Raw genomic sequence first — 26,681 nt, 5'->3', positions numbered from 1 at the left:
ATCTCAAAGTTATCAATCATAAGTACAAAGTTGATTCAAAACGTGCTACCAGCGGTTTTTTTCACGGTGTTTAATACGTACCACCATCTCTTTGGGTAGCGATTGGGTCAGTGATTCGCCCAATTTCTCTGCGATATACACAGAGCGGTGTTTGCCCCCAGTACAGCCGATAGCGATGGTCACGGTATGGCGATTGTTGTGCAAAAAAGGCGGTAACCATTTTTTAAAAAAAGCGATAATATCATTCGCCATCTCATCTACTTCGCTATAGTCATCAAAAAATGCTTTGACGCCATCGTCTAACCCTGTCTGGTTGCGCAGTTCAATCTTCCAATGGGGGTTTGGCAGGGTACGCACATCAAAAATAAAATCGGCATCAATCGGCGCCCCATATTTAAACCCAAAGGATAAAATGTTGACGGTTACCGCATTATCCACGCCCAAATGATCGCGGATGACTTCTTTGAGTTGGTGGATATTAAGTAGGCTTGTGTCAATTTTGATATCAGCGCGAATAGCAATCGGCTCTAAGATATCGATTTCTTTTTTGATGGCATTGGGTAGATTGCCCGACACCGCCATTAACGGATGCAGACGGCGCGTGGCATCAAACCGTGCCACCAGGACGCTTTCTTGGGCAGTCACATACAGTATTTTAATCGCCGGTTTGCTATAAGTCTCTATGAGCTTATGATAGACATCGGCAAACCGCGATAAGTCCGCTTGTGGCGAGCGTACATCCACACCAATGGCGATTTTATAAATTTGGCTGTCATGTACAAGTTTATCAATGGCACTAGGGACTAGCGAAAGTGGCAAATTATCAATTGGATAATAGCCAAAGTCTTCCATAATATTGAGAACCGATGTCTTACCCGAGCCTGAACGTCCTGAAACAATGATAACTTGTAGCGTTGACATAGTTAATCCTTCACAGATGCGGTGGTAGGTTGTCGATTAAAATCGCTAGCCGATTGCTGACCCAATTGCTGATTCAATTCCGGACTAAATTCCTGATTTAACTCCCGGCTAAACTCTAGGTTATCTAAAAGCCGTGTTTTCTTGCCCAAAAAAGCGGCGGTCAAAATTACCAAATCTTTATCAGTGGGCTTCGGCGGCTGTAATAAGCGATTTTTAACTTCCAAATAATCCACTTTAAAGCCTGAATCAGCCACCGTCAGGCGATTTAACTTATCAATTGCGCCGGCAATAATCTTGTCAAAATCGGCAAAATTGGCAGTTTTTAACTCATTGGCAAGCTGTTGCAAGCTTTTTTGCAAGGTGGGGGCAAGTTGACGTTCTGCTTCACTTAGGTATTGATTGCGAGACGATAATGCCAGCCCATCCTCAGCCCGCACGATATCCACCCCGACAATCTCAATCGGGAAATTTAGCTCAGCGACCAACTGGCGGATAATGGCAAGCTGTTGATAGTCTTTTTTGCCAAAAACAGCGATGTCAGGCTGGACAATATTAAATAGTTTGCTCACCACCAAGCCCACACCATCAAAGTGGGTGGGGCGAGTGTTGGCACACAAGATTTTGCTGATATCGCCTGACAGCACTTGCACGTTGTTAGGGTAGGTTGGGTACATTTCTTCCACGCTTGGGGCAAATACAAAATTTGCCCCCGCGTCGGTGAGTTTTGCCACATCAGCCTCTAGCGTGCGTGGGTAGGTATCAAAGTCTTCACCCACACCAAATTGGGTTGGGTTAACAAACACACTGACCACCACGATATCGGCAAGTTCTTTGGCTTTTTTGACGAGGGTCACGTGACCGCTGTGCAAATTACCCATCGTGGGAACCAGCGCTATCTTTGGCGCAGCCGCTTGATGGCGTAAAGGGTTTAAGGTGTCACGTAATGCGCTGATGGTATGAAATACTTGCATTTTTTTGCCTTTATGATTACTAAAAACTATGCGCTGGCGTTGGGAACGTACGGTCTTTGACCGCCTGATGATAGGCTTTAAACGCCCCGGTGATATCCTTGGTTTCGTTATGCTCGTCGGTCAAAAAGTTTTTGACAAACTTGGCAGGTTTACGGGTATATACCCCAAGCATATCGTGCATGACCAGCACTTGACCATCACACTCCACGCCCGCACCGATACCAATCACTGGCACGGGGAAAGTGTCACGCACTTTTTTGGCAAGCTCAGCAGGGACACATTCGAGCAGTAAAATGGCGGCGCCTGCTTCTACCACTGCTTGACAATCAGCCATAAGTTTTTCCGCTTGGGCATCGGTTTTGCCTTGTACTTTGTAGCCACCAAACACATTCACGGATTGCGGCGTCAAACCTAGATGCACGCAGGTCGGCACGCCGTTGTTGGCAAGCACTGATACGATTTCGGCAAGCTCGGCACCGCCTTCGATTTTGACCACATGGGCGCCTGCTTGCATCACCGCTTGGCTGGCATCGAGTGCGCGCTCAAGCGTGGCAACGCTCATAAAAGGTAAATCACATAAAATCAGTGCATGACTGTTGGCACGAGCCACGTTTTGGGTATGATATACCATGTCTGCGATTGTCACCGGCAAGGTTGAGGTTTGTCCTTGTACCACCATGCCAAGGCTATCGCCAATCAAAATCGTATCAATCCCTGCAACTTGCATGGCTGCTGCAAAACTGGCGTCATAACATGTCAAGCACGAGAACGTCTCACCATTGGCTTTGAGTTTGTTTAAGGTGGACAAGGTGACAGGTAATTTAGGCTTGGTCGTCGCTGCGGCAGATGTTGACTCAGTTGTTGAATCACGGTTAGATTCTAGGTTGCTAACGTAGCTCATGCGGTTTCCTTTAAAAAGCAAGGTTAAAAGAATCAAGGGTAAAAGAAGTAAAGCTAAAAGAAGCAAGGGCAAAAGAAACAGGCAAAAACAAGAAATAGGGAAAACAAAAAACGTTACTTTATCAATGGTTTAATTTTTTGCGATTTCAAATCCATAGCACCCATAATTTGTTAATTTTTACAAAAAACCAATGTTAACCGATATAAGTTAAAGCACGGTTAATTTTTGCAGGCCTTGCCAATCTTGACTGGTCGGTAAGTCTGCCAATTTTTGCCCATTTACCATAAGGGTCGGGTCAAGCTCTAGCATCGGAATTAGCACAAAATTACGCGCAAATAAGCCCTCATGTGGCACGGTTAAACGCGCATTGTTGATTGTGTCATTACCATACAACAACACATCGACATCCAAACTACGCTCACCCCAGTGACGCAAACGCGTGCGCTTGGCAGCGCTCTCCAAACTTTGGCAAAAATCCAACAGGGCTAAGGGTGCCAAATCGGTATCAACTTTTACCACTGCATTAAAAAAATCGGGCTGGTCGGTGACTCCAAAGGCTTTGGATTGATACAGTGATGATGCTGTAACATTGGCAAAGTGCGGTGATGCGTAAAACGCCACAATAGCATTGGCAATATGCTGCTTTGGCGTACCAAGCGCGTTTGCGATATTGCCACCCAAACCGATATAGCACGTAATCATGGCTGATGACCGTCGATTTTGACCGCGCGTTTGCGGGTGCGTTTTGGCGCTGCCGGTGCCTCGTCCTTAGTCACCGCTTCTGCTAAGACTTTGCTATCAGCAACCGCTTTTTTACGCGTCCGTGGCGCTCGCTTTGGCTTTGGCTGTACCACGCCATTGTCAATCATTGATTCATTGGGTGCCGAACGCTTGACCGTGCCAGTGCGAATGTCAGTGCCAATATCAGTATCGGTATGAGTCACCGCCTGATTATCAATGCTTTGTCTGACGGGCGTTGGGCTGACAGATTCGCCAAGCAAATCATTAGCGGATGTTGTGATATCCGCTTGCTGGCGTTGCTCCAAAATCGACCAGTTTGAGCTAGGGGTACGTCGCGCACGTTTGGCAGGTACACTGGCTGCCGATAAATAGGCTTTGTCGCGTTTGCGTGAGCGACTCAGTTGTGAATTATTTGGGTGCGAATCATTTGGGTGTGAACTATTTGGGCGTGCACTTGTCTCAGTATAAGCTGATGCTAAAGCAGAAACTGGCGGCTGATAAGGGTGGTCATCGTCTTTTTGCGCTGTGATTGGCGCTACGATAAGTGACTTAGCCGGTGCTGAGTTGGTGTGACTGGCAAGCGATAACTGCTGCAGTTGGGCTTTTTCAAGTTGCTGCTGCTGCGTTAGTTTGTGTGCTTTGGTAGATAGCGCCGTATCTGGTAACTGTTCATGCTCAATTTGGCTGCTTGCTGCAAACGGCAAACGACGTCGTTGGCGGCGGCGCTGTCCATGACTAAAATCGCTACCCATGTCTGCCTCATTATCACGCAACACATCGCTAGTTTGGTAAGCAACGCTGTCGTCCTCAAAACTGGTTTGATTGACAATATTCGCAAAGCGCAAACGTACCGATTCAAGGTCGAACTCATCAATCGCTTGCTGCTGCTGCTTGGCACCTAGGGTTTGAAACCATGCCCACCAATGTCCCATGCCGTTGGTGCTTTCATCATCCAACGTAATCGCTGCGCCATGCTGTTTGGCAAGCGCTTGGTTTTTGGCTTCCACTTGCTCACGCATCATCAAAAAGTCATAGGCAGCCCGAAAACGTGGGTTTTCAAACAGCTTTTGCAGATTTTTTTTGCGCGGCTGGGCAAGTCTTGGCTGCATGAGCCAAATATCTTTAATAAACTGCTCGGCAAACTTGGGCATGGCCGTGTGCTGGCGCTGCTTATCCAACACTTTATTGGCGGCTTGGTTTTGCGCGTCGCTAAACGGTGTATTCTTTTTAAACTTATCCAATAAATATAGATAATTTTCCCACAAAATAGTCGCATAAAAGAATGCAGGGTTAATGCTTTTACCACTACCTATGCGCCTATCGGTATTTATGGTGACTTGGTTGAGTAGCGGTGTCACGGTTGTCGGTGGGTAAAACAACAATTGAGAAAACGCACCATAATCAAATAGCAGTGGTAACATCGGCACCAAGTAGCCGCCTGTGAACATTTTTTGCGTTTCATCGTACAAGCGGTGAGGGGATACTTGCGCCAATAATGCCCAGTTTTGCGCGTTGAATTGTTGGTTTAATGCATTGTCAAAATCAAACTGCAATTTTGCTTTAAAACGCAGCGCTCGTAGTAGACGTACAGGGTCTTCTTCCACCCGTTTTTGGGTGTCTCCGAGCAGACGGATGGTGCGGTTTTCAACATCTTTTAGCCCACCACAAAAATCATAAACGATATCGTCAAATGGCTGATAGTACAGGGCATTGATACTAAAATCGCGGCGCACCACATCTTGATAGATATCACCCCACACATTGTCACGCATGATCATGCCGTCTTCGGTGACATGATTGTTGTCCTTAGGCGGCGCGCGAAAGGTGGCAACTTCAATCATATCGCGACCCGAATACACATGACACAGCTGAAAACGCCGTCCGATGATGCGGCAGCGTTTGCCAAATACTTCTTTGATTTGGTTGGGGGTGGCGTTGGTCACAGCATCAAAGTCTTTGGGCTTTAAGCCTAACAAGGCATCACGCACCCCACCACCGACGATGTAGGCTTCAAAACCCGCCTGCGTCAGTGTGCTAATCACTTCTTTGATGGAGTTGGGTAAATCAGCTTTGTTTAAGCCCAGTTTTTTGGCATCACGGCGAGCCGACTGTCTATCTAAAACATAATCGGTTGCGGTATTGCCAGCAGCGGTTGCCGTGCTAGGTGATTTGCGAGTTTTTTTTGCCATGTATAGTAACCAAAATCCATGAAAACGGCAGAAATTTATTAGCGGTTAGTGTACCAAATTTCTGCCTAACTAGGGATATTAATTCACGGTTACAAAAAATCCAGTGAGCAAAAAATATTGTCTACTAATTGATTATTGGTAGTGCGTTAACGCTACCGGATGAGATGGTTTGGTGGCTAGTACAGAATGTATAAAATAAGAATAGGCTTGCGATGATTGCCAATGCTTTGCTATCACTATTGGGTGGTAATGCGGTGGCGATTTTTATCGACAGTCGCTTTGCCGATACCTTTGACGTTGGCTAGGTCATCTGCCGTGGCAAACGGCGCTATCATTTGCCGGTATAAAATAATTTGCTGGGCTTTTTTGGCGCCGATACCATCAAGCTGTGTAAGCTGTGCTTCACTGGCTGTATTGATATTAATCACTTTGGGTGAATTGGCAAGGTCATTTGCAGAGGATTTTTTGGTATTACCGTTAGTCCCCGTCAAATTTGTCACCGCCAAAAAAGCCTGCTCGGGCGTCAAGGTTGGGGTACATACTTGCGCCTGTGCGGGCATTGCCCACAGGGCTAGAAATAAAATGGCTAGAACTAAAATGGCAAAAGTTGAGCCAAATAATAATCGAAAAATCATTGCTTTAACGGTCAAATCCCTGTTGACTCAGTATACCTTGCCAACGCGTCTGGAACAATAAATCTTGAGCAATAAAAAAGCCAAACGTAGTACAAACTTAGCTAAAAAACTGTTTTACCAAAAAAATGTACACGGCATGTAAACAGGGTATTAGCTGTCAATAATACTAGACCCTAAAACCTAGGTCGTGCTCAAAACCCCTTATATAAGTTTTTCATGCTGTTTTGCCAAATCCCACAAGTTATCCATTTCGGCTAAGCTAGCAGTTTCAGGGGTTTTACCCATTTTGGCGAGCTCATCTTCAATAAAGCCAAAACGAGAGCGAAATTTATGCACGGTGGTCAAAGTCGCTTTTTCGCTATCAATGCCCAATTTGCGGGCAATATTGACTAGGGCAAAAAAACAATCCCCCAGTTCTTTTTCTAGCAGCGCTTTTTGCTCAGGCGTCGGTTTTTGACCATCGATTGGTAAGATTTCTTTGAGCTCTGCCACTTCTTCATCCAATTTGTCCACCGCACCTGACACCACATCCCAATCAAAACCGACTTTATTGGCAGTTTTTTGTAGTTCTTGCGCTTGCATTAACGCTGAGCCTGCCTTGACCGCATCAAGGGTGCGGCGATGGTTTATCAGTTTACCCTGTTTGGCTTTTTCGGCATTTTCCAAGGCTTTGATTTCATCCCAGCGTTTTTTGACATCTTCATCGGTTTTTAGATTTTCTTTGTCGAACACATGCGGGTGACGGCGAATGAGTTTTTGTTGCAAGGTGAAAATCACCTCGCTGATATCAAACTGCTGCTGTTCTTCATATAGACAAGCGTGAAAAACCACTTGTAACAGCACATCGCCAAGCTCACCCTTGATGTCGTCAATGTCACCCGATTGTATGGCTTCGACAAGCTCATAGGTTTCTTCCAGGGCGTAGGGAATGAGGCTGTCGTTGGTTTGTTTTTTATCCCAAGGGCAGTCTTGGCGCAGTCGTGCCATTAAGGCAATGAGGTCAGCAAAATTGGAAGTCGGTTGCATCGTTATCTCTGAAGGGTGATTGATGGTAAATGATGAAAAATTCACAATATAACATTGACCTAGCTATTTTAGCGCATTTGACGTGGCAATCTAAGTCCATTGGTAAGTATTTGCCTTGACAGTCTAGATGCCTAAAATACAGAGGCTGTAAAATAATCGTTGTCATTGCTATGCCATTTTGTCAAACTATAGTGATATTGGCAAAAACTTACCTAATTTATAAATATAAGAAATATCAAGGCTAAAAATACGCGACGGCTTCGCTAATTTTTGCTGCGATTTGTAAGGTTTCATCACCCATGATTACAACCATCTTTGTCATTGGGGCAGGCTATGTCGGTCTGTCCAATGCGGTACTTTTAGCCCAGCCTAAACTCGCTAACCAAGTCACCTTGGTTGATATCGACGCCCAAAAGATTGCCCAATTACAACAGCAAGCGTCGCCGATTGACGATGCGTTGATTGCGCAGTTCTTGGCAACCCAGTCCTTGAATTTAACAGCGCAGTTGGTAAGTGAGGCGGATTTTTCAACCGCAGATTTAGTGATTATCGCCACACCGACCAACTACGATGTCACCACTGGCAAATTCGATACCTCATCGGTGGAAGCCAGTATCCAAACCGTACGCGCTCACAACGCACAAGTGCCGATTGTGATCAAATCGACTGTGCCGATTGGATTTACCGCTGACATGCAGGCACAATTTGATACGCGTATTTTGTTTATGCCGGAGTTTTTGCGGGAAGGCAAAGCGTTATATGACAATCTGCATCCGTCACGTATTATCGTTGGCTGTGATATAAACCATGTGCCAGCGCTGCAAGATGTTTGCCACCAACTAATCACCCAATACCAAACTGCCAGTGAGCAAACCGACACCCCAAGCCAAATCATGCCGCCCACTGAGGCAGAGGCGGTCAAACTATTTGCCAATAGCTACCTTGCCACACGCATTGCATTTTTTAACGAGTTAGATAGCTTTGCCGAAAGCATGGGGCTTGATAGTGAGTCGATTATCACCGGTGTGAGCTTAGACCCGCGGATTGGCATGCATTACAACAACCCATCATTTGGGTATGGTGGCTATTGTCTACCCAAAGATACCCAACAGCTTAAAGCCAATTATGAAGGGATTCCTGCCAATGTGATTCATGCGGTGGTGGATGCCAACAATACCCGCAAACGCTTTATCGCCCGTCAAATTATCGCCAAGCAGCCTAATACCGTGGGGGTGTACCGATTGAGCATGAAAAAAGATGCCGATAACTTTAGAGATTCTGCAATTTTGGACATTATTGAACTGCTCAAACAACATGCCATTGATGTACAAATCTATGAGCCCAGTCTGTCGTCACCGCAGTTTATGGATTGTCCCGTAGTCAATGATTTAGCGAGCTTTTTACAAACCAGCGATGTGATTGTCGCGAACCGATTACATCCCGAATTAGCGCACGTCGAGGCAAAAGTGTATAGCCGCGATGTGTTTGGTGATAGTTGATTATTGCTAGTAAATAACTGATAGTGAATAATTAACAGTTAATTGAATGACATTCTTAATTCTTAATCCCATGAGCCACGTATATGAATGATTTTTCTCCCATCACAATTTCGTCTTTTAAAGCCTATGACATCCGCGGCGAACTCGGTAAAAATCTTGACGAGGACATCGCCTACCGTATCGGACGTGCTTTCGCCCAATTTTTAAGTGCACCGCTATCAAATCAGCAAAAATCAGCGATTGTGATTGGCTGTGACATTCGTCCCAGTAGTGAAGCCCTTAAAAAAGCCACCATACAAGGCATATTAGATGCAGGCATCGATGTGATTGATTTGGGCATGACAGGCACTGAAGAAGTGTATTTTGCCACCAGTCACTATGGCGCGATTGGCGGTATTGAAGTGACCGCCAGTCACAACCCCATCAATTATAACGGGCTAAAATTGGTGCGTGAACAGTCAAAACCCATTAGTGCGGACACCGGCTTGGCAGACATTCAACAAATCGCAGAAAAAGGCGCGTTCAAAGTGGCAGCCAGTAAAGGCGAGTATCAGTTAAAAGAAGATAAAACCGCCTATATCGACCACCTGATAAGCTATATTGACGTCAACGCGTTACGACCTTTGACAGTGGTCGTCAACTGTGGCAACGGTAGTGCCGCACCCACGATTGATTTGCTTGAGCAGCGTCTACAAGCTGCCAACGCGCCTATTAAATTTATCAAAATCAATCATGTGCCTGATGGCAGTTTTCCCAATGGTATTCCCAATCCCATGATTATTGCCAACCGTAAAGTGACGGCAGATAAGCTATTGGCGGAGAAAGCGGACTTAGCGATAGCGTTTGATGGCGATTTTGACCGCTGTTTTTTCTTTGATGAAAACGCTCGATTCTTGGAAGGCACTTATGTAGTGGGGGTGCTTGCCAAAGCTTTCTTGGATAAAAACCCTGCCGAGGCGATTGTCTATGACCCGCGCAATATCTTAAATACCGAAAGCGTCATCGCGGCGGCCGGTGGCAAAGCGACCATCAGTAAGTCAGGGCATTCTTTTATCAAACAAGTCATGCGTGAAAACAATGCAGTGTATGGTGGCGAGATGTCTGCGCATCATTATTTTCGCGATTTTAACTACTGCGATAGTGGCATGATTCCTTGGTTATTAGTGATCGAATTGCTATCAAAATCAGGCAAAACAGAGGCGCCAAAAAAACTGTCGCAACTGGTTGATGAGATGATTGCCGCTTTTCCTATCTCAGGTGAGATTAACTTTAAATTAGACGGTATCACTGCGCCTGCGGTGTTGGCAAAACTTGAAGATAGCTACCAACAATTTGATAGCCAAACGGCGACCCTTGATAAACTCGATGGCTTGTCGGTCAATTTTCCACGCTGGCGCTTTAATGTCCGCGCTTCTAACACCGAGCCACTGATTCGTCTTAATGTCGAAGCAAGCGGTGATAAAACGCTATTGGATGAAAAAACCAAACAGCTAGAAAATTGGATTGTGGCACAGGGCGGCACGCCAGCCGACCACTAGGTTTTATTAACTACCATAAAAAAGCCGCTGCTATAAAAAAAGCCGTTTCAATGCTAATTCATTGAAATGGCTTTTTTACTATTTAAGCTAAAACCATCTAAGATAAAACTATTAATCCTCAGCAAATGGCTGGCGGATTATTTACCACCACGCTCAGCACGGGCTTTATTGATGAGATAGTTAACCACTTGTGGCACTTTACCATCCTCACCCTCAACCACGTATTTGCCATCAACCACAACCGCAGGGACCCCTGATAGTTGGAAGCGCTGCGCCGCATCTTTTGAACGTGCGATACGGGTATTCACCGCAAAAGAATTGTACATGCTGTTAAATTTATTGATATCCACGCCTTTTGATGCGTACCATTGGCCGATAGAGGCTTGGTCAAACAATTTTTGGCGGTCTTTTTGAATGGCATCAAACATCGCTTGGTGGGTTTTGCCTTGATAACCTAATAACTGTGCGGCATAAAAACCGCGCGCGTTTTGTTCCCACACAGGGTTCATCGCAGCTGGCGTCTGCATAAACACCACATCAGCTGGCAATTTTTTTGACCACTGTGCCATGTAAGGTTCTAATTTGTAGCAGTGTGGGCAACCATACCAAAAAAATTCACGAACAATGATTTTATTGCCTTCAATTTTTTCTGGGTTTGCCAGCACCTTATAGTCTTGACCCGCGACAAAATCTGCAGCTTGGGTTGATAAACTGGTCAAGCCGATAGCGGCGGCGATTGCGGTCATTGCTAATTTTTTCATGGTTGCCTCATTAACAGTCAAATCATAGGGTCTAGCACGGCTCATATCTTATAGAAAATCGCTTGCTAGTAGGGCTCAAAATACGAAAATACCTGCGCGTTATACTATCATAAATTAAGGACGTGCCTAAGTGTAATACTTTGTAAACTAAAAAAAACTACACTGGTGAAAAACATAAGCAATATGTTAATTAAATTTTCTAAATAAAAAAGCATACTTTTTTAAGTTTAATTTATCAGTCATATTTAAAGTTGGAAGGTTATGAGATTATGCAGCAATAAGCTACTTTACCCAACTAATTTATCCTACAATTTTACGCTATCAGCCTGCCACATAAATTCTACAGCGAATGGGCTAAAAACTGTTAGAATAAGGCTATTTTTGATAGCAATTGTGGTTAGCGAGTAACCGCATTTCAAAAAACGCGATAACATGCTATTAAAGTAAAAAGTATCGAATTAAAAAAATAGCGAAGTAAAAATCAAACGGAACTATCATCATGACACAACCGAATCTACAGCAAAACGTCGACTTACAAGAAGTACAAAAATTCACCGACCTTGCCAATGAATGGTGGGACAAATCAGGTGCGTTTGCCACCTTGCACCAAATCAATCCGCTACGCTTAAACTGGATTGAACAGCAAACCATCGCCCGCCAGCAATCAGGCTTAACGGGCAAAAAAGTGTTAGATGTCGGCTGTGGTGGTGGTATTTTGTCACATAGCATGGCAGTGCGCGGTGCCACGGTGACGGGTATTGATTTGGGAGAAGCCAACATCAAGGCAGCACAAATCCACGCCGAGCAAACTAGCCAAGCGATTGATTTTGCTTGTGTTGCTGTAGAAGATTTTGCCAAAGCGCACGCTGGTGAGTTTGATGTGGTGACTTGTATGGAAATGCTTGAGCACGTGCCAGACCCGCAGTCAATTATCAATGCTTGTTTTACCCTGCTCAAACCCAATGGCGTATTGGTACTATCGACCATCAATCGCAACCCAAAATCCTACCTGTTTGCGGTGATTGGCGCTGAATACTTATTACGCTTGTTGCCACGCGGCACACATGATTATGAAAAATTCATCACCCCAGCCGAGCTAGATCGCTTTGCTCAGCGGGCAGGCTGCAAACGTCAAGATTTAATTGGCTTACATTACAATCCCCTTATCAAGCACTATTGGCTGGCACAAAATGTTGACGTTAACTACATGATGGCAGTCTACAAACCTCAGTAGTTGGCTTTACTAAAATATTAATCGTTGATTTGAGCAAAAAATGACTGAAAAATGCCAAGCAGTTTTATTTGACCTTGATGGTACCTTGATTGATACAGCACCTGATTTTATCCGTATTATCAAGGTGATGTGCGCTAGACATCAGCACCCAGCGCCCAGTGATATCGCCATTCGCGAGCAAGTTTCTGCAGGCGCCAGAGCCATGGTCAAGCTGATGTTTGGCGAGCTTGCCAATGTGACTGAGGATGACCCAACCTTGTTGGCTTATCGGCAAGAGTTTTTGGACACCTATGAGGCCGATATCTGTGTTGATAGTCGCTTGTTTGATGGACTGGATTCGCTGCTAAAAAACTTGGAATCACGTGGTATTGTATGGGGCATTGTGACCAATAAGCCGCGTTACTTGGCAGAAAATTTATTAGAGAGACTTCAGCTAACTGAGCGCTGTGGTGTATTGGTATGCCCTGATGATGTCAAACACACCAAACCTGACCCAGAGCCCATGTATTTGGCAGTAGCGCGTTTGAATGAACAACTCAGGGGTCAGCTACAGCCTGAAAATTGTGTATATGTTGGTGACCATATTCGTGACATTCAAGCGGGCAATGCGGCGAATATGCGCACGATTTTGGCAGCTTATGGCTACATTCCCCCTGAAGACCAAGCGGATTTGGGCAGTTGGGGCGCGGATAACATAATCCATAGCGTCGCTGAATTGACCGCTTTGCTTAGCGATTGGACGGATGCTTGAGTGGATACCTGAACAAGCAACTAGGCGGTTGATGCATAGACACGGTGTTAACAATTTGCCCGATTTTTAGGAAATTTTTTAGCAAGCTTTTGAGAAAAATTTTGAGGAAACTATGACTTTAGCAACGCATGATGATATCCGTAACTTTATCCCACCTACCGATTGTCTAAAAGGTAAAAATATTTTGGTCACAGGGGCAGGTGATGGCATCGGCAAAGCAGCAGCGCTAAGCTATGCAAAGTATGGCGCGACTGTGCTACTACTTGGCAAAACCGCGAGCAAGCTTGAAGCCGTGTATGACCTAATTGAAGCAGAAGGCGGTGCACAGCCTGCTATGCTACTGATGAATTTAGAGAGCGCCAGCTACACAGAAATGCAGCAATTGGCGATTTTGATTGAGCGTGAAGTCGGGCATTTGGACGGTGTTTTACACAATGCAGGGTTACTCGGTGTATTGACCCCACTTGAGATGTATGACCCGATTATTTTTGAGCAAGTGATGAAAGTCAATTTTAATGCCACCTTTACCCTTACCCAAGCTTTGCTACCGCTACTCAAATCTGCGCAAAGTGGCTCAGTGGTGTTTACCTCTAGCAGTGTCGGCAGCCGTCCACGCGCGTTTTGGGGGGCATATGCGCTGTCAAAATTGGCGGTAGAAGGGATGAGCGATATTTTCACCCAAGAAACCCAAAAAACCACCACCCTGCGCTTTAACTGCATCAATCCCGGTGCCACGCGTACCCAAATGCGAGCTGCTGCTTATCCAAGCGAAAACCCCAACACCTTGCTTGCGCCCGAAGACTTGATGAGTGCGTATGTTGCCTTGATGACTGATGAAGCGGCAGGTATCAAAGGTCAGGTGATTGATTTACAGCCACAATAAAATGGCGCGATAACGGCGTTAATACGCTATTGAAATTTGATAAAACCACTACCATATTATGGTTAACCTATTAAAATATAAGGAAAAATATGGCAAGTGGTTGGGCTGCAGATGGCGCAGAAAACGAACAAATTGAAGCAACTATTAATGATGCGATTGAACGGGCAAAACGGGCATTGCCACAGGGTGAGAGCCTAACTCATTGTGAGGAGTGCGATGCGCCGATTCCCGAAGCACGGCGTCTTGCGATGCCTGGGGTGCGCTTGTGCGTGCGTTGTCAACAATCGCTAGAACAGCATCAGCAAAAAGTTGAGCTATTTAATCGCCGTGGGAGTAAGGATAGTCAATTGCGCTAAGCGTATTGGCTAACGCTGTCGTTCATAACAATGACAGCTTATAACAATTTTTCAAGCGGTAGGTGCGATAGCATCCATACTAGCGTACGCTGCCAAGCCTTGGTTTGAGGCTCTTCATCATACGTGACGATTTGACCGTTCTCGAGCGTTGACCACTGAATATTGTCATCTTTGAGCGACAAGGTGTAGCTGGTTGTTGGCAAGGCCTGCAAAAATTCATTGCGGATTTTGTTGGCAAGTACAGGGTGGGCGATGGCAACGCCAAGTTCAGTATTGGTCAATGCTGAACGCGGATCAAAGTTGAACGAGCCGATATACACCTTTTCACCATCACTTTCAAACGTTTTGGCATGCAAGCTGGTTGCAGAGCTTCCCGTCAAGTATGAATCACGCAGATTGTCTTTGCTGGCATTGGGCTTTAGTTCATATAGCTTGACCCCAGCTTTTAGTAAGTCTTTGCGGTGTTTGGCATAGCCAGAATGCACGAGCTTGACATCGGTGGCGCTCATGGCATTGGTCAAAATATTCACCGCTACGCCTTTTTTTGCAAGGTTGATAAAATAGTCTTTGCCTCGTTCCGTCGGTACAAAATACGCAGAGATTAAATTGAGTTCACGGCTGATTTTACCTAAGCTTTGGTTGATGTCTAACCCTTGGGTATTGGCTTTGCTGCCCAGTTTGTCAGGATTGTCCGTTAACAGCTGCACGCTTGCCCAGTAGAGCGGCAATTTTTGTTGTTTGATTTGGTTGACAAAGTCGATTGCCACCAAGCGCTTTAGATAGTCGTTTTTCAGCTTTAGCACAGGGTCGAGTTGTTGCGATGCGGGTTTATCAACTTTTTGGGTTTTTGGGGTAAATACTTGGTTTAGGGCGGATGCCTTAGGTTTTTTGACCAAATCGGTGATAAGAAAAGCCAGTTTATGGTTCCAATATTGGTCAAATGCTTGTGACATTTGCGGCACAATATGCCCAACCATCAGCACATCTAGGTCAGAAAATACCATCTCTTGGTTTAAAGAAAAATACTCATCCCCGATATTACGCCCGCCTGTGATGGTGATTTGGCTATCAGCGGTGATAGATTTGTTGTGCATACGATGATTGAGCCGCTCAAAATCGCCCACAAACCCTAGCCAGCGCCACGAGCGAAAACGATTGGGGTTCATCAATCTCACTTCAATATTGGGGTGTTCATTGAGTACCCACAGCGTTGGGTCGAGACCACGGGTATTATTGTCATCTATCAATAATCGCACGCGCACACCGCGCTCTGCCGCTTCTTTGATGGCTTGGAACATCAGATTGCCAGTGATGTCGTTATTCCAAATATAATACTGCACATCTAGCGTTTTCTCTGCGGTGCTAATGAGCAGCATACGTGCGGCAAACGCATCCATACCATCTGGCAAGGGATAAACGCCCGTTTTTTGTGGATTGCTTTTAACCAATTCTGCGATGCCATCGGCCATGCTTTGCGAGCCAAATTGGCGAAAACGGCTGGAGGGCTCATCAGGTGGCATATCGGTTGCCACCGTTTTTTGATTGTCTTTGGTAATGACAGCGGTTTGATACGTGCTGGATTTGCCCGAGTTGGCAGGCAGACGACCCCACCAGGCGATAAAAAACAAAATCGCCATACACATCAAAAACAGGCTGGCTAAAAAAATAAGACGACGTTTGAACAGGGGTCTTAGCATGATGGCACTCACCAAGGTCAATTAAGCCATAGGTTAAATTAGTTAAATTGACGCCCAATAAATTTGACGGTTTCATCCTTGGCTTTTTTGACGGCAAGTTTGCGGTTTTGTCCCAGCAGTAATTTGATTTGCCACAGTTTTTCTTGATACAAGGTTGTCGCGGGCGTGTGATACATGGCATTGATGATGCGTTTGCTCGCCAAGACGGCATCGGGGGAGCGATTACTTAATTCTGTGACCAAATTCTTCGCAACTGCCATCGGTGTATCGCTTAGATGGCTGACCACACCGTAGTCAAAGGCTTGTTGACCGTCAAAAATCCGTGCCGTCATCGCTAACTCCTTGACGATATCGGCGCGTAGCACCCCCATCGCAGACTGGGTCAGTCCCATATCCGGTACCAGTCCCCATTTGGCTTCCATAATGGCAAATTGGCAATCCGCTGTGGCGATACGAATATCGGTCGCCAGCGCCAACTGTAGTCCTGCGCCAAGGCAATGTCCATGCAATACACTGATGACAGGCATCGGTAGTTCTCGCCACACAAGGCACACTTTTTGAAATTTACTTTGGAACGGTTTGATAAGCTCCCAAGCGACCTGTTTTAGATTTTTTGGGTTGTTTAAATCCGCCAAATCAATACCGGTAGAAAAGCTTTTACCTTCACCTGCCAAAATCACCGCCCGCACGTCTGTCCAAGTAGTGAGCAGGTGGGCTAAATCAATGAGTTTATCCATCAACGCAAAACTTAACGCATTGCGCTTGTCAATCCGTGCCAACCAAACAATGACACTATCATCATCACCGCTAAGTTCCAACCGCACATCGGGCGCAAGGTTATCGTTTGCAGCTTTGATACGCTGCGCTAAAGATGAAGCAGTAGCACGCTGAGAAAATGGCAAAAACCCTACACCCGGCAATATTTTCGATACCGACAAAACCGACATACGCATCCTTAAAATTTGACCAATCCAATACACTTAAAAAATGTTGCGAAACGCGAAGATTTGCAATCATTAATCTCACTTTACTGATTTTGTTGGTTAGGCACAAGAGGCGATATCAGACGATACGTTTAAGAAAGGTAACGTGAAATGGCAAGTATGCTAAACCTAGGGGGCATTATGGTGATGGGTATCAAATCATCTTCCAAGTCATGTCGTTTTCTTTGAGCTGGGCATATTTGAGTGCAGGGAATTGACTCAAATCAGCCTGTGCCAAGTTATCGAGCGCTTGTAGCATTTGCTCGTAATAAGGCGCCAAAATGGCAAATTGCGCAGGCGAGCTATTGTTGATATTTAGCAAGCACTTGTCTTCAAGATTTTGGCTGGCTTGGCGGAGCTGTGGTACGCCCGTATAACGACTCGCCCCTAAAATGCGATGCGCCGCGTGGGACAAGGCTTGCCTGTCGTGGCGCTGCCAAGCCTGCTGCAAGTCACTTTTTTCCTGCTCAATCGACTCAATCAGTAGGGTAATTAAATTGGCTGCCAAATCAGGCTTACCTGCTACCCGCATCACCGCATCATCCCAATCAATGACCGCAAGACTTGCTAGTGACTCAGCGCTATGCTGACTGCTGACCGATGGTAGGCTTGGCAAATTAGCGTTGTCATCGGTGGTAGTCGCTGAGGCAGCTAATGGTGTATGAGCAAATACGGCACTCTCTTTGGGGGTTGCAGGTGCAGTACGCAGGTTATTTGCCCCAGATACTATAGACGCTATCGACCGCGCCGAGATGGGTGAGTTGATAGCAGATCTGTCAGAAGCCACATCAGGGGACACGGACGTGCTGTGTTTACCCAACCAGCGTTGCAGGATTTGCAATAACTGGGCTTGACTGATTGGTTTACCCACATAGTCATCAATCCCGGACGCCAATAATTTATCGCGTTCATCCGATAGACTATGCGCAGTCAGTGCAATAATCGGAATATGCTGATGTCCTGCTTGCGTTTCAACCTTACGGATTTGGATGGCGGCTTCACTGCCTGACATTCTTGGCATTTGAATGTCCATAAAAATCAAATCCACGGCGGTATCGCTTTGTGACTGGTGGGTGGTGATGTATTCAATGGCATCAAACCCACTATTAACCGTCACCACATTAATGCTCAGCTCAGCCAATAACGCTTCTAGTACCAACAAATTGGGCAGATGGTCATCCACGGCAAGCACAGTAAAGCCATGCCACTGCGGCAGTGTTGGCTCTTGGCTGCTGGCAGAATTGCTATCGAGCAGCTGATAAAGTTGGCGGCGATCGAGCGGCTGATACAAGGCTTGGGCTTGGTAACGCGACAACAATTCTGGCTCAAGATTGACTTGATAGCCAAATAGTAGCAATTTACCGGCATAATGTAAGCGTACTTGTTTGAGTAGCGACGTGGTATCCTCAGTGGTACCATTGTCCACGATGACCCAATCCCAATGATTGCCTGTTTCTTTGAGCGATTCAAGTAGGCTGGCTAGCGTACTTGCGGTAGTAATGGCAATCGGCAATTCACGCAGCGAGCCTTTTAACACTTGTAAGCTTGCAGGATGGTCAATCCAAACCAAAATATTTAGCGCAGCGATAGCATCAGCCGCCATATAACCGGCATCGGTTTTTGGCGGGACGATGGCGGGTAACTGCCAAATGGGGTCATGGATAAGCAGCCGCTGCTGCTCTTGGTTACTGATGGTCATCGGCAAGGTAAACCAAAACGTCGTGCCTTTGATTTTGTGCGATTGGCTCGCATCACCCGCTTGCTCAGTGGCGTTGTCATAAAAACCAATATTGCCGCCCATCAGATAGGTAAGCTGTTTTGAAATCACCAACCCCAGCCCCGTACCGCCATACTGGCGAGTAATCGAAGGATCGCCTTGCGAAAAACTTTGGAACAGCACTTTTTGATGCTCAGGCGAAATCCCGCGCCCTGTATCTTGCACACTGATATGAATTAAATCATCGATGTCATCATCCAGACTGACCCGCACAATGACCTCGCCATCATCGGTAAATTTGATGGCGTTGTTAACAAGATTGGTCAACACTTGCTTGGTGCGTAACGCATCCCCCACCAGATAATGCGGCACATCGTCATAGAAGAACACCGACAGGCGTAAATCTTTCTCTGCCGCAAGTGGCGATAGCATATCCACCACATCGTAGATACTGGCATACAGGTCAAATTCATGACTATCCAGTACCAGTTTACCGGCTTCAATCTTAGAAAAATCAAGCACGTCATTGACCAGTGCTAATAGGTGCGCTGAAGACTTACGAATCGTTTGCACGTACAAGTCTTGCTCGGCATTTAAGCCGCCATGACGGGATAATAGGTTGATAAACCCATCAATACTGTTAAGTGGGGTGCGTAATTCATGACTGATATTGGCTAAAAATGCCGATTTGGTTTGACTGGCTGAAACCGCGGCATCACGCGCATTGCGAATTGAGATGTTTTGCATTTCCATCTCGTCAAAAGCCAATCGCAAATCATCTTCGGTCTGTTCGGCGTGATTTTTGAGTTCTTGGAAACTTTTATGCAGACGTCTTAAGGTCTTGACCAAATCCTGTTGCAGCTGGTTGATTTCACCACTGGCGTTGATGGTCATCGGTTTATACAGGTTGTTGGCGTTGGTGCGCTGCAAATGTAACCGCATCTCATAAATCGGCGCAATCCAGCGTCTAGCATATATATGGGTGGTCAATAGCAGCAGTAAAATAGTAAAGAGTCCGGTAATCGCTAACGCCAACATCACTTGATATCGAGCCACTTGTAGCGGCTCATTATCAATATTGACAATAAGCCATAAGGTCGGTAGTGGGGCAGTCGCATTGGCGGGCGCGCTTAGTACCAATTTTCGACCAAATAAGCTACTACCCTTGCTATTAAACAGGCTGTTGGATTGGGTGTTGAGCTGCGTTAGCAAATAAGTTTGCTGCGTATTGCTTTGCGCCTCAAGGTGGCGTCCCAAAAAAGGCAACAAGCGTGGATTGGGCTGTTGTGACAAATCACCAAAACTGACCAACACTTTACTTTGTTCGTTGACAATCGCCACGCCTTGCAAGTGTTTGTCGTTGATGGCATTTTGTAGGGCAAATTTCACACTGGCTTGTAGCGCCGCCAACTCTTTGGGCGATAGCTCAGCTTTATTTGCGCTGTGTTTGTTTAAGTTATCTTTATTTAAGCCATCTTTGTTTGAACCATTATCGCTATTAGTCTGAGTGCTAGTTGTAGATAGCGCTTGGTTGATTTTAAGCAGATTCGTCTGCATAGAAGCGGCGACTGGCTGCAGAGTCACCAGCAAATTATCCGCGGTTGATTGCTGAATAGTACGCGCAGCACGGCTGGTATCCGATAACACCAAAAAACCACCCGTCAACGCGAGTGCGCTAATCGGCAAAAACACCAACAGTATCAACTGTCCATAAGCGGTGGAAAAATCCAAGTGAAATCGTTTGCTCACATTGCTAGCCTTGCATCAGCCTAATTTAGGCATCAGATTTTTTATCAGGGTTTTGGGGTATAGCGTTTCATTTTATAGGATTTTAGCCAATTTTGCTTGCGCGGCTAGGGTTTTTGTCGCAAGTAAATTTTTGACAAGTCTATACCCCAGCAAAAAATCCAGATAAAATCAGAAGGGGTAGCGGTGGAAAAATGACTTGCATAATAATCATGATTCGCCACTGACGGGTGATACGAATTTTGCTAAACTACGCGCACAATCCAAAAAATTTACTGTTAAAAAAACTAATCAACGCTAGCTAATCTATAAGCTAGACTAAATGCGTCTGCTCAAAACTCGTATCATCAAAACTTCATGGCCAAAAACTAAGGTTGTCTTATGACCCATAATAATTTCATCACTGAAACCAGCACGCTCAATGACTGCATTGGACATACGCCACTGGTTAAGCTAGCGCGATTTGCACCGCAAACCGACCAAGGCACAGCCACCCTGCTTGCCAAACTTGAAGGCAACAATCCAGCGGGCTCAGTGAAAGACCGCCCTGCGTTTAATATGTTTTATCAAGCGGAACTGCGTGGCACTATCAAGCCAGGCGACACCATCATTGAGGCCACCAGTGGCAATACAGGCATCGCCCTTGCCATGGTCGCAGCAATGCGCGGCTATGCGATGACGCTGATTATGCCTAGCAACTCTACCCAAGAGCGTAAAGACGCGATGGCAGCGTATGGGGCGACATTGATTGAAGTCGATAACATGGAGTCGGCACGTGACCTTGCCCAGCAAATGCAGGCAGAAGGTAAAGGCATCGTACTCGACCAGTTTAACAACCCTGACAACAAACAAGCGCATTATCTGACCACAGGTCCTGAGATTTGGCAGCAAACGAATGGCACGATTACCCACTTTATTAGCTCAATGGGGACCACAGGCACCATCATGGGCGTGTCCAAATACCTAAAAGAGCAAAACCCAAACGTGCAAATTATCGGTTTACAGCCCGCTGAAGGCGCTAATATCGCAGGGATTCGCCGATGGCCAGCCGCCTATTTGCCAAAGATTTTTGAGCCAAGTTTGGTGGATATAGTGATGGACATCGAGCAGCACGATGCGGAAGTGTTTATGCGTAAGCTTGCCCGCGAAGAAGGGCTTTTTGCGGGGGTGTCATCAGGTGGGGCGGCGTGGGCAGCATACCAAATCGCTAAAGAACACCCGGATGCGGTGATTGCATTTATCGTCTGTGACCGTGGCGATCGTTATCTATCAACAGGGTTGTTTGGTGTTAAAGATGACGTTTAATACCCAATAAACTAAAGCAGAAAGCATAAAGCAGAAACTAACAAGGAAGTATTATGGCTACGCCAGCGCCGATTTTAGTATTTGATATCGAAACCATACCCGATGTTGCCACAGGCAAGCGGCTATACCCTGAGTTGGCTGGGTTATCGGATAACGATGCCATGACTAAGCTCATGGCACTGCGTGAGCAGGATGTTGGGCATCCTTTTATGCCCCTGCCTTTGCACCAAATCGCCTGTCTTTCGGTGTTGTGGGTGGCGGGCGGCAAAATGACGCTCAAATCGCTGTCGCTGGCTGACCATAGCGAAGCGCAAATGATTCAAACCTTTTTTAATGCCATCGAAAAAAATCCGTTGTTGGTGAGCTGGAATGGCAAGGGCTTTGATATACCCGTCATGGTGTATCGGGCGTTACAGCATGGTCTAACCGCGCCCAAGCTGTTTAGCCAAACCGGTGAGATGAGATACAACAACTATATCAACCGCTATCATGACCGTCATACCGATTTGATGGTGAAGCTTGCCATGAATAGCACGTCGCAAAAACTTGATGTCGTGGCATCCTTATGCGGCTTTGCAGGCAAGCAAGCGTTGGACGGCTATGATGTGGTGCCTATGGTGCAAGCAGAAGCATGGGATAAGCTCACTACTTATTGTGAAAGTGATGTGCTTAATACTTGGCTGATTTTTTTGCGCTACCAACGACTCACGGGACAATTTTCAGCGCAGCAAAGCGAGCAATGGGAGTCCACCACCCGAGACTATCTGCAATCGTTCACCAATCAAGACAATAGCCTGCGCCATGATAAATTTTTGCAAGCGTGGCAACCTGCTAGCAATTTAGCCGCTGACCAACGTGTCACTGATATCGCCATCACCCAGCTATCATCTGATAACCCAACCACCCAAGTAGAATCACCATGAATACGATTTTTCCACCCAGCCAAGTGGTGGCACTGCCCATCCATCAATCTGAGCAAACCTTTCCTGTCCGCCGCGTGTATTGCGTGGGGCGCAACTATGCCGACCACGCCCGAGAAATGGGTAGTGACCCAGACCGTGAGCCGCCATTTTTCTTCTGTAAAGCCGGTGACAGTGAGTCGATTATTGCAGTTCGACCCGATAGCGTTGCCCAATTGCCTTATCCGACTAAAACGCAAGCGCTACATTATGAAGTAGAATTGGTAGTTGCGATTGGCAAAGCGGGCGCTAATGTGAGTGTGGCAGAGGCACATAACTTGATTTTTGGCTATGCCGTGGGGCTCGACATGACGCGCCGCGACTTGCAAAACGTCATGAAGCAAAACGGTCGTCCGTGGGAGATTGGCAAAGCGTTTGACTATTCGGCACCCATTGGCGAAATTTATCCCGTTGCTAGCGTTGCTGAGATACAACAAGCAAATATTTCACTGGCGGTGAATGGCGAGCCCAAACAACAAGGCAATATCAATCAGTTAATCTGGAATGTGGCAGAGACCATTGCCAATTTATCTGAGTTTTTTGAGCTCAAAGCAGGGGATTTGATTTTTACAGGGACGCCAGCGGGCGTCGGTGCGGTGGTCAAAGGCGATACCATCCTCGCGCAAATTGACGGACTGGGTAAAATTGAGTTGCTGGTTGTGTAAAACTTCGAGTATAAAAGATGAAAAAAGGCGCTAATAACAGCGCCTTTTTTATTAAGATGATTAATTTTATTGTTACGTTTGTTATAGCACTTTTTCAATCTGAAAACCCATGTTTTGCATGAGTTCAGCTTTATCAAACGGCGCAAGGCTTGCGCGTGTGTAAGGCTTGTCTTTAAGATAAGTTCTTGCCACGCGCTGTAAGTCATCAAGGCTGACCGCCAAGATTTTGGCACGCATCGCTTGTTGCCAGTCTTTGCCGCGACCGTGTAACTCAGCAAACAGCGCCTTGACCGCTTCACCCGCAGGACTTGCGGGTTTGTCCATGCCTGCCATCAATCCTAAAATCGCTTCTTCAATCCAAGCATCGGTTTTTTCGCCTGTGGTTTGCGCCAGTAACCAATCAATACTGCCCAAAAAATCATCAAACGTGGCTTGGTCACGCGGGTCACGGTAGCTATAAAACTTGAAAGAGCAAGCATTGCTATCATAGCTCGCGCCGCCGCCATACGCCCCGCCTTGCTCACGAATGGTACGATGCAGATAGTTATTGCGTAGCACGCTTGAGAGCACCATCAAGGCAGGGGCATCGGGATGGTTGGTCGGCACGGCAGCAAAGACAAGCGCATGATGAAACACATTGGTTTGCGCAAGCCACGCGATATCGTTACCGTCAGTGGTAATAGGCGATTCGATTAAAGTAGCGGTAGGCTCGTCAACAGGCGCTTGCCAGCTCTCGCTAATTGCTTGCTGCAGCGTCGGTAATACCTCTGCTTCGGCGATGATAAGTGCTTGTTTTGGCAGGGCTTTGATGTAGCGATGTAAATTGGCTAAGCGCTCTCCGAGCTTTTGCCACGCACTGCTATCTTGCTCCGCTTGCTGCAAAAATTCAGTTAAGCTATTTAATGCAGGCAAACCACCGCGTACATATTCAAGACGGGCGATTTTACTGGTGTTACGGCTCGCTGTTTGCATGGCATACGCATGACCTGCATTGGCAAGGCGCGATTGCCAGCCCATTTGTTTTTGGGTCAGTAGCTCTTCCATCCGCGCATATTCGGTAAAAATAGTGTCGTTGAGTACTTCTTTAAGCAGCTCAATCGCTTCAAATTTACGTGACAATGAGCGGGTAGCGACCACCAAGAAGCTATCCATTTTTTCGGGGTTGTCTGGCGATGTGCGCTGGCTGATTCTGACAGTCACACCGCTTGAATGACGTGCTTGCCGCGCTTGAAATGCCAAAGCATCGTGTTTGCGCGTGCCCACTTCGCTGATCAAGCTCAGATACGTTGGTAAATCTGGGTGATTGATGAGCGCTTCATGACCCTCTAGGGGCATAATCACTTGATAATAGTACAGACCGTTGGTGCCTGCTTCATATTCATACAACGTACTTGGCACACCACTTAAAGTGATATCGCGTTTTGTACCTGTTTTAAATTGAATTTGGGCAGGAATATCCGCCAATCCCACTTTGGGTAGCAAATCCACATCATCAGGCGTAGCTTGGCGTTCGGCAAGGGCTTTGGCTTGGCTGATGAGTGCATTACGGGTGTCATCGGTCAGTGCCGCTGCGATGGTGTCAAGTTTGGCTTGCTCATCCTTGGCTTGTTGCTCAGATTTGCTCGCATCAGGGATGAGTGTCAAGCGCACGCGATGCGGATTGTCGAGCAAAAAGCTGCGAATCAAATTGGCGATAAAATCAGGGTTTTGTACTTGCTCACGTAGCCAGTTTAGGTTTTCATCGATATCCCACACATGCATGGGGTCGCCGTCGTGGATAGCAGTACTAAAGCCTTCTAGCATCAAATTTAGACCATATGGCATACTATCGCCACCGATATGACGTTGGTCGATTTCGATTTGGTGCAAAATGGTTTCAATCGCTTCACTGTCCACAGGCTGGTCTGCCACTTGTTTGAGTAAGTCCAAAATCCCTTGCTCAATGGCATCGCCATGCTCAGGCTCAGAGCCACGAACCCCCGCATAAAACACCATCTGATAATGGCTGTCATCCAAGCCCAGTAGCGGCGTCGGGGCAGATGCCAGCGGATGGCTATCAAGATACGCCCGCAGCGGCGAACCTGCATGTTCAACCAATACGCCTTCAAGTAATCGCATAGCCAGACGCTGCTTACCGTCTAAAATCGATGGTAATAACCATGCCATGACGTGATGGGTTTGTTTGGGTTTCACCGTATCGACACTGTAAGTGTCCGTCACGCTGATTGGCGCGGTCAATGGTTTTTCGAGTCGTGAGGCGTGTTTTTGCCCTTTAGCAAACGCTTTGCCTGCCACCGCCAATGCATCCTCGTGGATACGGGCTTGGGTCTCTGCCACAGGGATATTGCCAAAGCTCATCACCACCGCATTGCTTGGGTGATAGTGACTTTGATGAAATTTGACCAAATCAGCATGAGTCAGCTCAGTAATAGCAGCAGGCTCACCGCCAGAATTGTAGTGATAAGTGGTTGTGGGGAATAAATGACGCGCCAGCGTGTGATACAACTGGTCAATCTCGCCACTCATCGCGCCTTTCATTTCATTAAACACAATGCCTTTATACTGCGGTTTGCCATCATCATCAAGCTCCACACGAATCCCTTCTTGGGCAAAATCGAGCGGATTTAAACTTGGGAAAAATGTCGCATCTAAATACACCGACAACAAGTTAAAATAATCTTGACGGTTTTGGGTGGCAAACGGATACGCCGTCCAATCTGCCGCGGTAAACGCATTCATAAACGTATTGAGCGAGCGCTTAATCATGCTAAAAAACGGGTCGCGCACGGGATATTTTTCAGAGCCACATAGACTGGTATGCTCCAAAATATGCGCCTCACCGCGGTCGGTCATCGGCTGGGTGCGAAAGCCAATCATAAAGGCATTTTCATCACTCGGGTGGGCGAGGTGATAATGAATCAACCCAGTGGCGTTATGTTCGCTCACTAGCACATCAAGCGATAACGCATCGATACGCTCATGAGAGCGTAGGGTAAAATCAGGGTGTAGGGTCAAATCTAAAGCAGAGTCGTGAGAAGTTGCGGGCATGAAGTTACCTGTGTGTCATCATAATATTTGTCAGAATTTATCAGCAAAACCAACTGTAAAAACAAACAGAAAGTATAGCAGTTTTGTCGGATTTATTTTTGAGAAATGGGGGTCAAAATCGTTTTATTAAAGAGAAAATGACTTATTGTTATCAA

General features: G+C 46.3%; 21 protein-coding genes. 9 read left to right on the top strand and 12 right to left on the bottom strand.

Annotated elements, in window-relative coordinates; translation table 11 throughout:
- Positions 1–45: 45 nt before the first annotated feature.
- The 7 genes from rapZ to mazG all read right to left on the bottom strand — a co-directional run bounded on the left by rapZ (position 46) and on the right by mazG (position 7,384).
- Positions 46–921: an RNase adapter RapZ gene (gene rapZ, locus RTN07_RS07000; protein ID WP_312176899.1), complete on the bottom strand. Its 876-nt coding sequence runs from the start codon at positions 919–921 to the stop codon at positions 46–48.
- A 2-nt stretch (positions 922–923) separates the two neighbouring features.
- On the bottom strand, positions 924–1,892 hold the full coding sequence (panC, locus tag RTN07_RS06995) for a pantoate--beta-alanine ligase (protein WP_312176897.1): 969 nt from the start codon (positions 1,890–1,892) through the stop codon (positions 924–926).
- A gap of 19 nt (positions 1,893–1,911) precedes the next feature.
- On the bottom strand, positions 1,912–2,793 hold the full coding sequence (gene panB, locus RTN07_RS06990) for a 3-methyl-2-oxobutanoate hydroxymethyltransferase (RefSeq protein WP_312176896.1): 882 nt from the start codon (positions 2,791–2,793) through the stop codon (positions 1,912–1,914).
- A 207-nt stretch (positions 2,794–3,000) separates the two neighbouring features.
- Complete coding sequence (gene folK, locus RTN07_RS06985; protein ID WP_312176893.1) at positions 3,001–3,495, bottom strand: 2-amino-4-hydroxy-6-hydroxymethyldihydropteridine diphosphokinase; 495 nt, start codon at positions 3,493–3,495, stop codon at positions 3,001–3,003.
- Positions 3,492–5,723: a polynucleotide adenylyltransferase PcnB gene (gene pcnB, locus RTN07_RS06980; protein ID WP_312176890.1), complete on the bottom strand. Its 2,232-nt coding sequence runs from the start codon at positions 5,721–5,723 to the stop codon at positions 3,492–3,494. The genes folK and pcnB overlap by 4 nt, the downstream gene beginning before the upstream one ends.
- A 236-nt stretch (positions 5,724–5,959) precedes the next feature.
- Positions 5,960–6,358 (bottom strand): ComEA family DNA-binding protein, encoded by a 399-nt coding sequence (locus RTN07_RS06975; protein WP_312176888.1) that lies wholly within the window; start codon positions 6,356–6,358, stop codon positions 5,960–5,962.
- A gap of 201 nt (positions 6,359–6,559) precedes the next feature.
- Entirely contained in the window at positions 6,560–7,384 is an 825-nt protein-coding gene (gene mazG, locus RTN07_RS06970) for a nucleoside triphosphate pyrophosphohydrolase (protein ID WP_076775558.1), read from the bottom strand.
- Between the two features lie 299 nt (positions 7,385–7,683).
- Between mazG and RTN07_RS06965 the strand changes: the two genes are divergently transcribed.
- Positions 7,684–8,883 (top strand): nucleotide sugar dehydrogenase, encoded by a 1,200-nt coding sequence (locus RTN07_RS06965; RefSeq protein WP_312176885.1) that lies wholly within the window; start codon positions 7,684–7,686, stop codon positions 8,881–8,883.
- An 83-nt stretch (positions 8,884–8,966) separates the two neighbouring features.
- The gene (locus RTN07_RS06960; protein ID WP_312176882.1) at positions 8,967–10,421 is read left to right on the top strand and encodes a phosphohexomutase domain-containing protein; all 1,455 of its coding nucleotides are present in this window, start codon (positions 8,967–8,969) and stop codon (positions 10,419–10,421) included.
- Positions 10,422–10,558: 137 nt separating this feature from the next.
- Here RTN07_RS06960 and RTN07_RS06955 read toward each other — a convergent pair whose 3' ends face one another.
- Entirely contained in the window at positions 10,559–11,182 is a 624-nt protein-coding gene (locus RTN07_RS06955) for a thiol:disulfide interchange protein DsbA/DsbL (RefSeq protein WP_040403627.1), read from the bottom strand.
- A gap of 499 nt (positions 11,183–11,681) precedes the next feature.
- On the opposite strand from RTN07_RS06955, the gene ubiG reads away from it, so the two are divergent.
- From ubiG to RTN07_RS06935, 4 genes are all read left to right on the top strand, one after another.
- On the top strand, positions 11,682–12,416 hold the full coding sequence (ubiG, locus tag RTN07_RS06950; RefSeq protein WP_007116237.1) for a bifunctional 2-polyprenyl-6-hydroxyphenol methylase/3-demethylubiquinol 3-O-methyltransferase UbiG: 735 nt from the start codon (positions 11,682–11,684) through the stop codon (positions 12,414–12,416).
- A 40-nt stretch (positions 12,417–12,456) separates the two neighbouring features.
- Positions 12,457–13,167 (top strand): HAD family hydrolase, encoded by a 711-nt coding sequence (locus RTN07_RS06945; protein WP_312176880.1) that lies wholly within the window; start codon positions 12,457–12,459, stop codon positions 13,165–13,167.
- 112 nt (positions 13,168–13,279) lie between these two features.
- Positions 13,280–14,050 (top strand): YciK family oxidoreductase, encoded by a 771-nt coding sequence (locus RTN07_RS06940; RefSeq protein WP_007116235.1) that lies wholly within the window; start codon positions 13,280–13,282, stop codon positions 14,048–14,050.
- A gap of 89 nt (positions 14,051–14,139) precedes the next feature.
- Positions 14,140–14,406 (top strand): DksA/TraR family C4-type zinc finger protein, encoded by a 267-nt coding sequence (locus RTN07_RS06935; protein ID WP_007116234.1) that lies wholly within the window; start codon positions 14,140–14,142, stop codon positions 14,404–14,406.
- A 38-nt stretch (positions 14,407–14,444) separates the two neighbouring features.
- On the opposite strand, the gene RTN07_RS06930 is transcribed toward RTN07_RS06935, so the two are convergent.
- The 3 genes from RTN07_RS06930 to RTN07_RS06920 all read right to left on the bottom strand — a co-directional run bounded on the left by RTN07_RS06930 (position 14,445) and on the right by RTN07_RS06920 (position 20,552).
- A complete protein-coding gene (locus RTN07_RS06930; RefSeq protein ID WP_312176875.1) occupies positions 14,445–16,103 on the bottom strand; it encodes a phospholipase D family protein in 1,659 nt (552 codons plus the stop codon).
- 38 nt (positions 16,104–16,141) lie between these two features.
- Positions 16,142–17,050, bottom strand: a complete 909-nt coding sequence (locus RTN07_RS06925) for a crotonase/enoyl-CoA hydratase family protein (protein ID WP_312176873.1) — start codon at positions 17,048–17,050, stop codon at positions 16,142–16,144.
- A gap of 190 nt (positions 17,051–17,240) precedes the next feature.
- Entirely contained in the window at positions 17,241–20,552 is a 3,312-nt protein-coding gene (locus RTN07_RS06920) for an ATP-binding protein (protein WP_312176871.1), read from the bottom strand.
- Between the two features lie 378 nt (positions 20,553–20,930).
- Between RTN07_RS06920 and cysM the strand changes: the two genes are divergently transcribed.
- The 3 genes from cysM to RTN07_RS06905 are packed head-to-tail and all read left to right on the top strand — an operon-like array spanning position 20,931 to position 23,478.
- Positions 20,931–21,854, top strand: a complete 924-nt coding sequence (gene cysM, locus RTN07_RS06915; RefSeq protein WP_312176869.1) for a cysteine synthase CysM — start codon at positions 20,931–20,933, stop codon at positions 21,852–21,854.
- A gap of 53 nt (positions 21,855–21,907) precedes the next feature.
- Positions 21,908–22,777 carry a 3'-5' exonuclease gene (locus RTN07_RS06910; RefSeq protein WP_138018195.1) on the top strand — a complete coding sequence of 290 codons (870 nt, stop codon included), beginning with the start codon at positions 21,908–21,910 and terminating at the stop codon, positions 22,775–22,777.
- Positions 22,774–23,478, top strand: coding sequence for a fumarylacetoacetate hydrolase family protein (locus tag RTN07_RS06905; RefSeq protein WP_203171206.1), 705 nt, complete (start codon positions 22,774–22,776; stop codon positions 23,476–23,478). Before RTN07_RS06910 ends, RTN07_RS06905 begins: the two co-directional genes overlap by 4 nt.
- Positions 23,479–23,559: 81 nt before the next feature.
- Here RTN07_RS06905 and RTN07_RS06900 read toward each other — a convergent pair whose 3' ends face one another.
- The gene (locus RTN07_RS06900) at positions 23,560–26,526 is read right to left on the bottom strand and encodes an insulinase family protein (RefSeq protein ID WP_312176865.1); all 2,967 of its coding nucleotides are present in this window, start codon (positions 26,524–26,526) and stop codon (positions 23,560–23,562) included.
- Between the last annotated feature and the right edge of the window lie 155 nt (positions 26,527–26,681).

It is taken from the genome of Moraxella sp. CTOTU46934, assembly GCF_031979465.1.
GTDB lineage: Bacteria > Pseudomonadota > Gammaproteobacteria > Pseudomonadales > Moraxellaceae > Faucicola > Faucicola tetraodonis.
The sequence above is the reverse complement of the archived record's forward strand: the minus strand, read 5'-3'. Positions and strand labels throughout refer to the sequence as shown.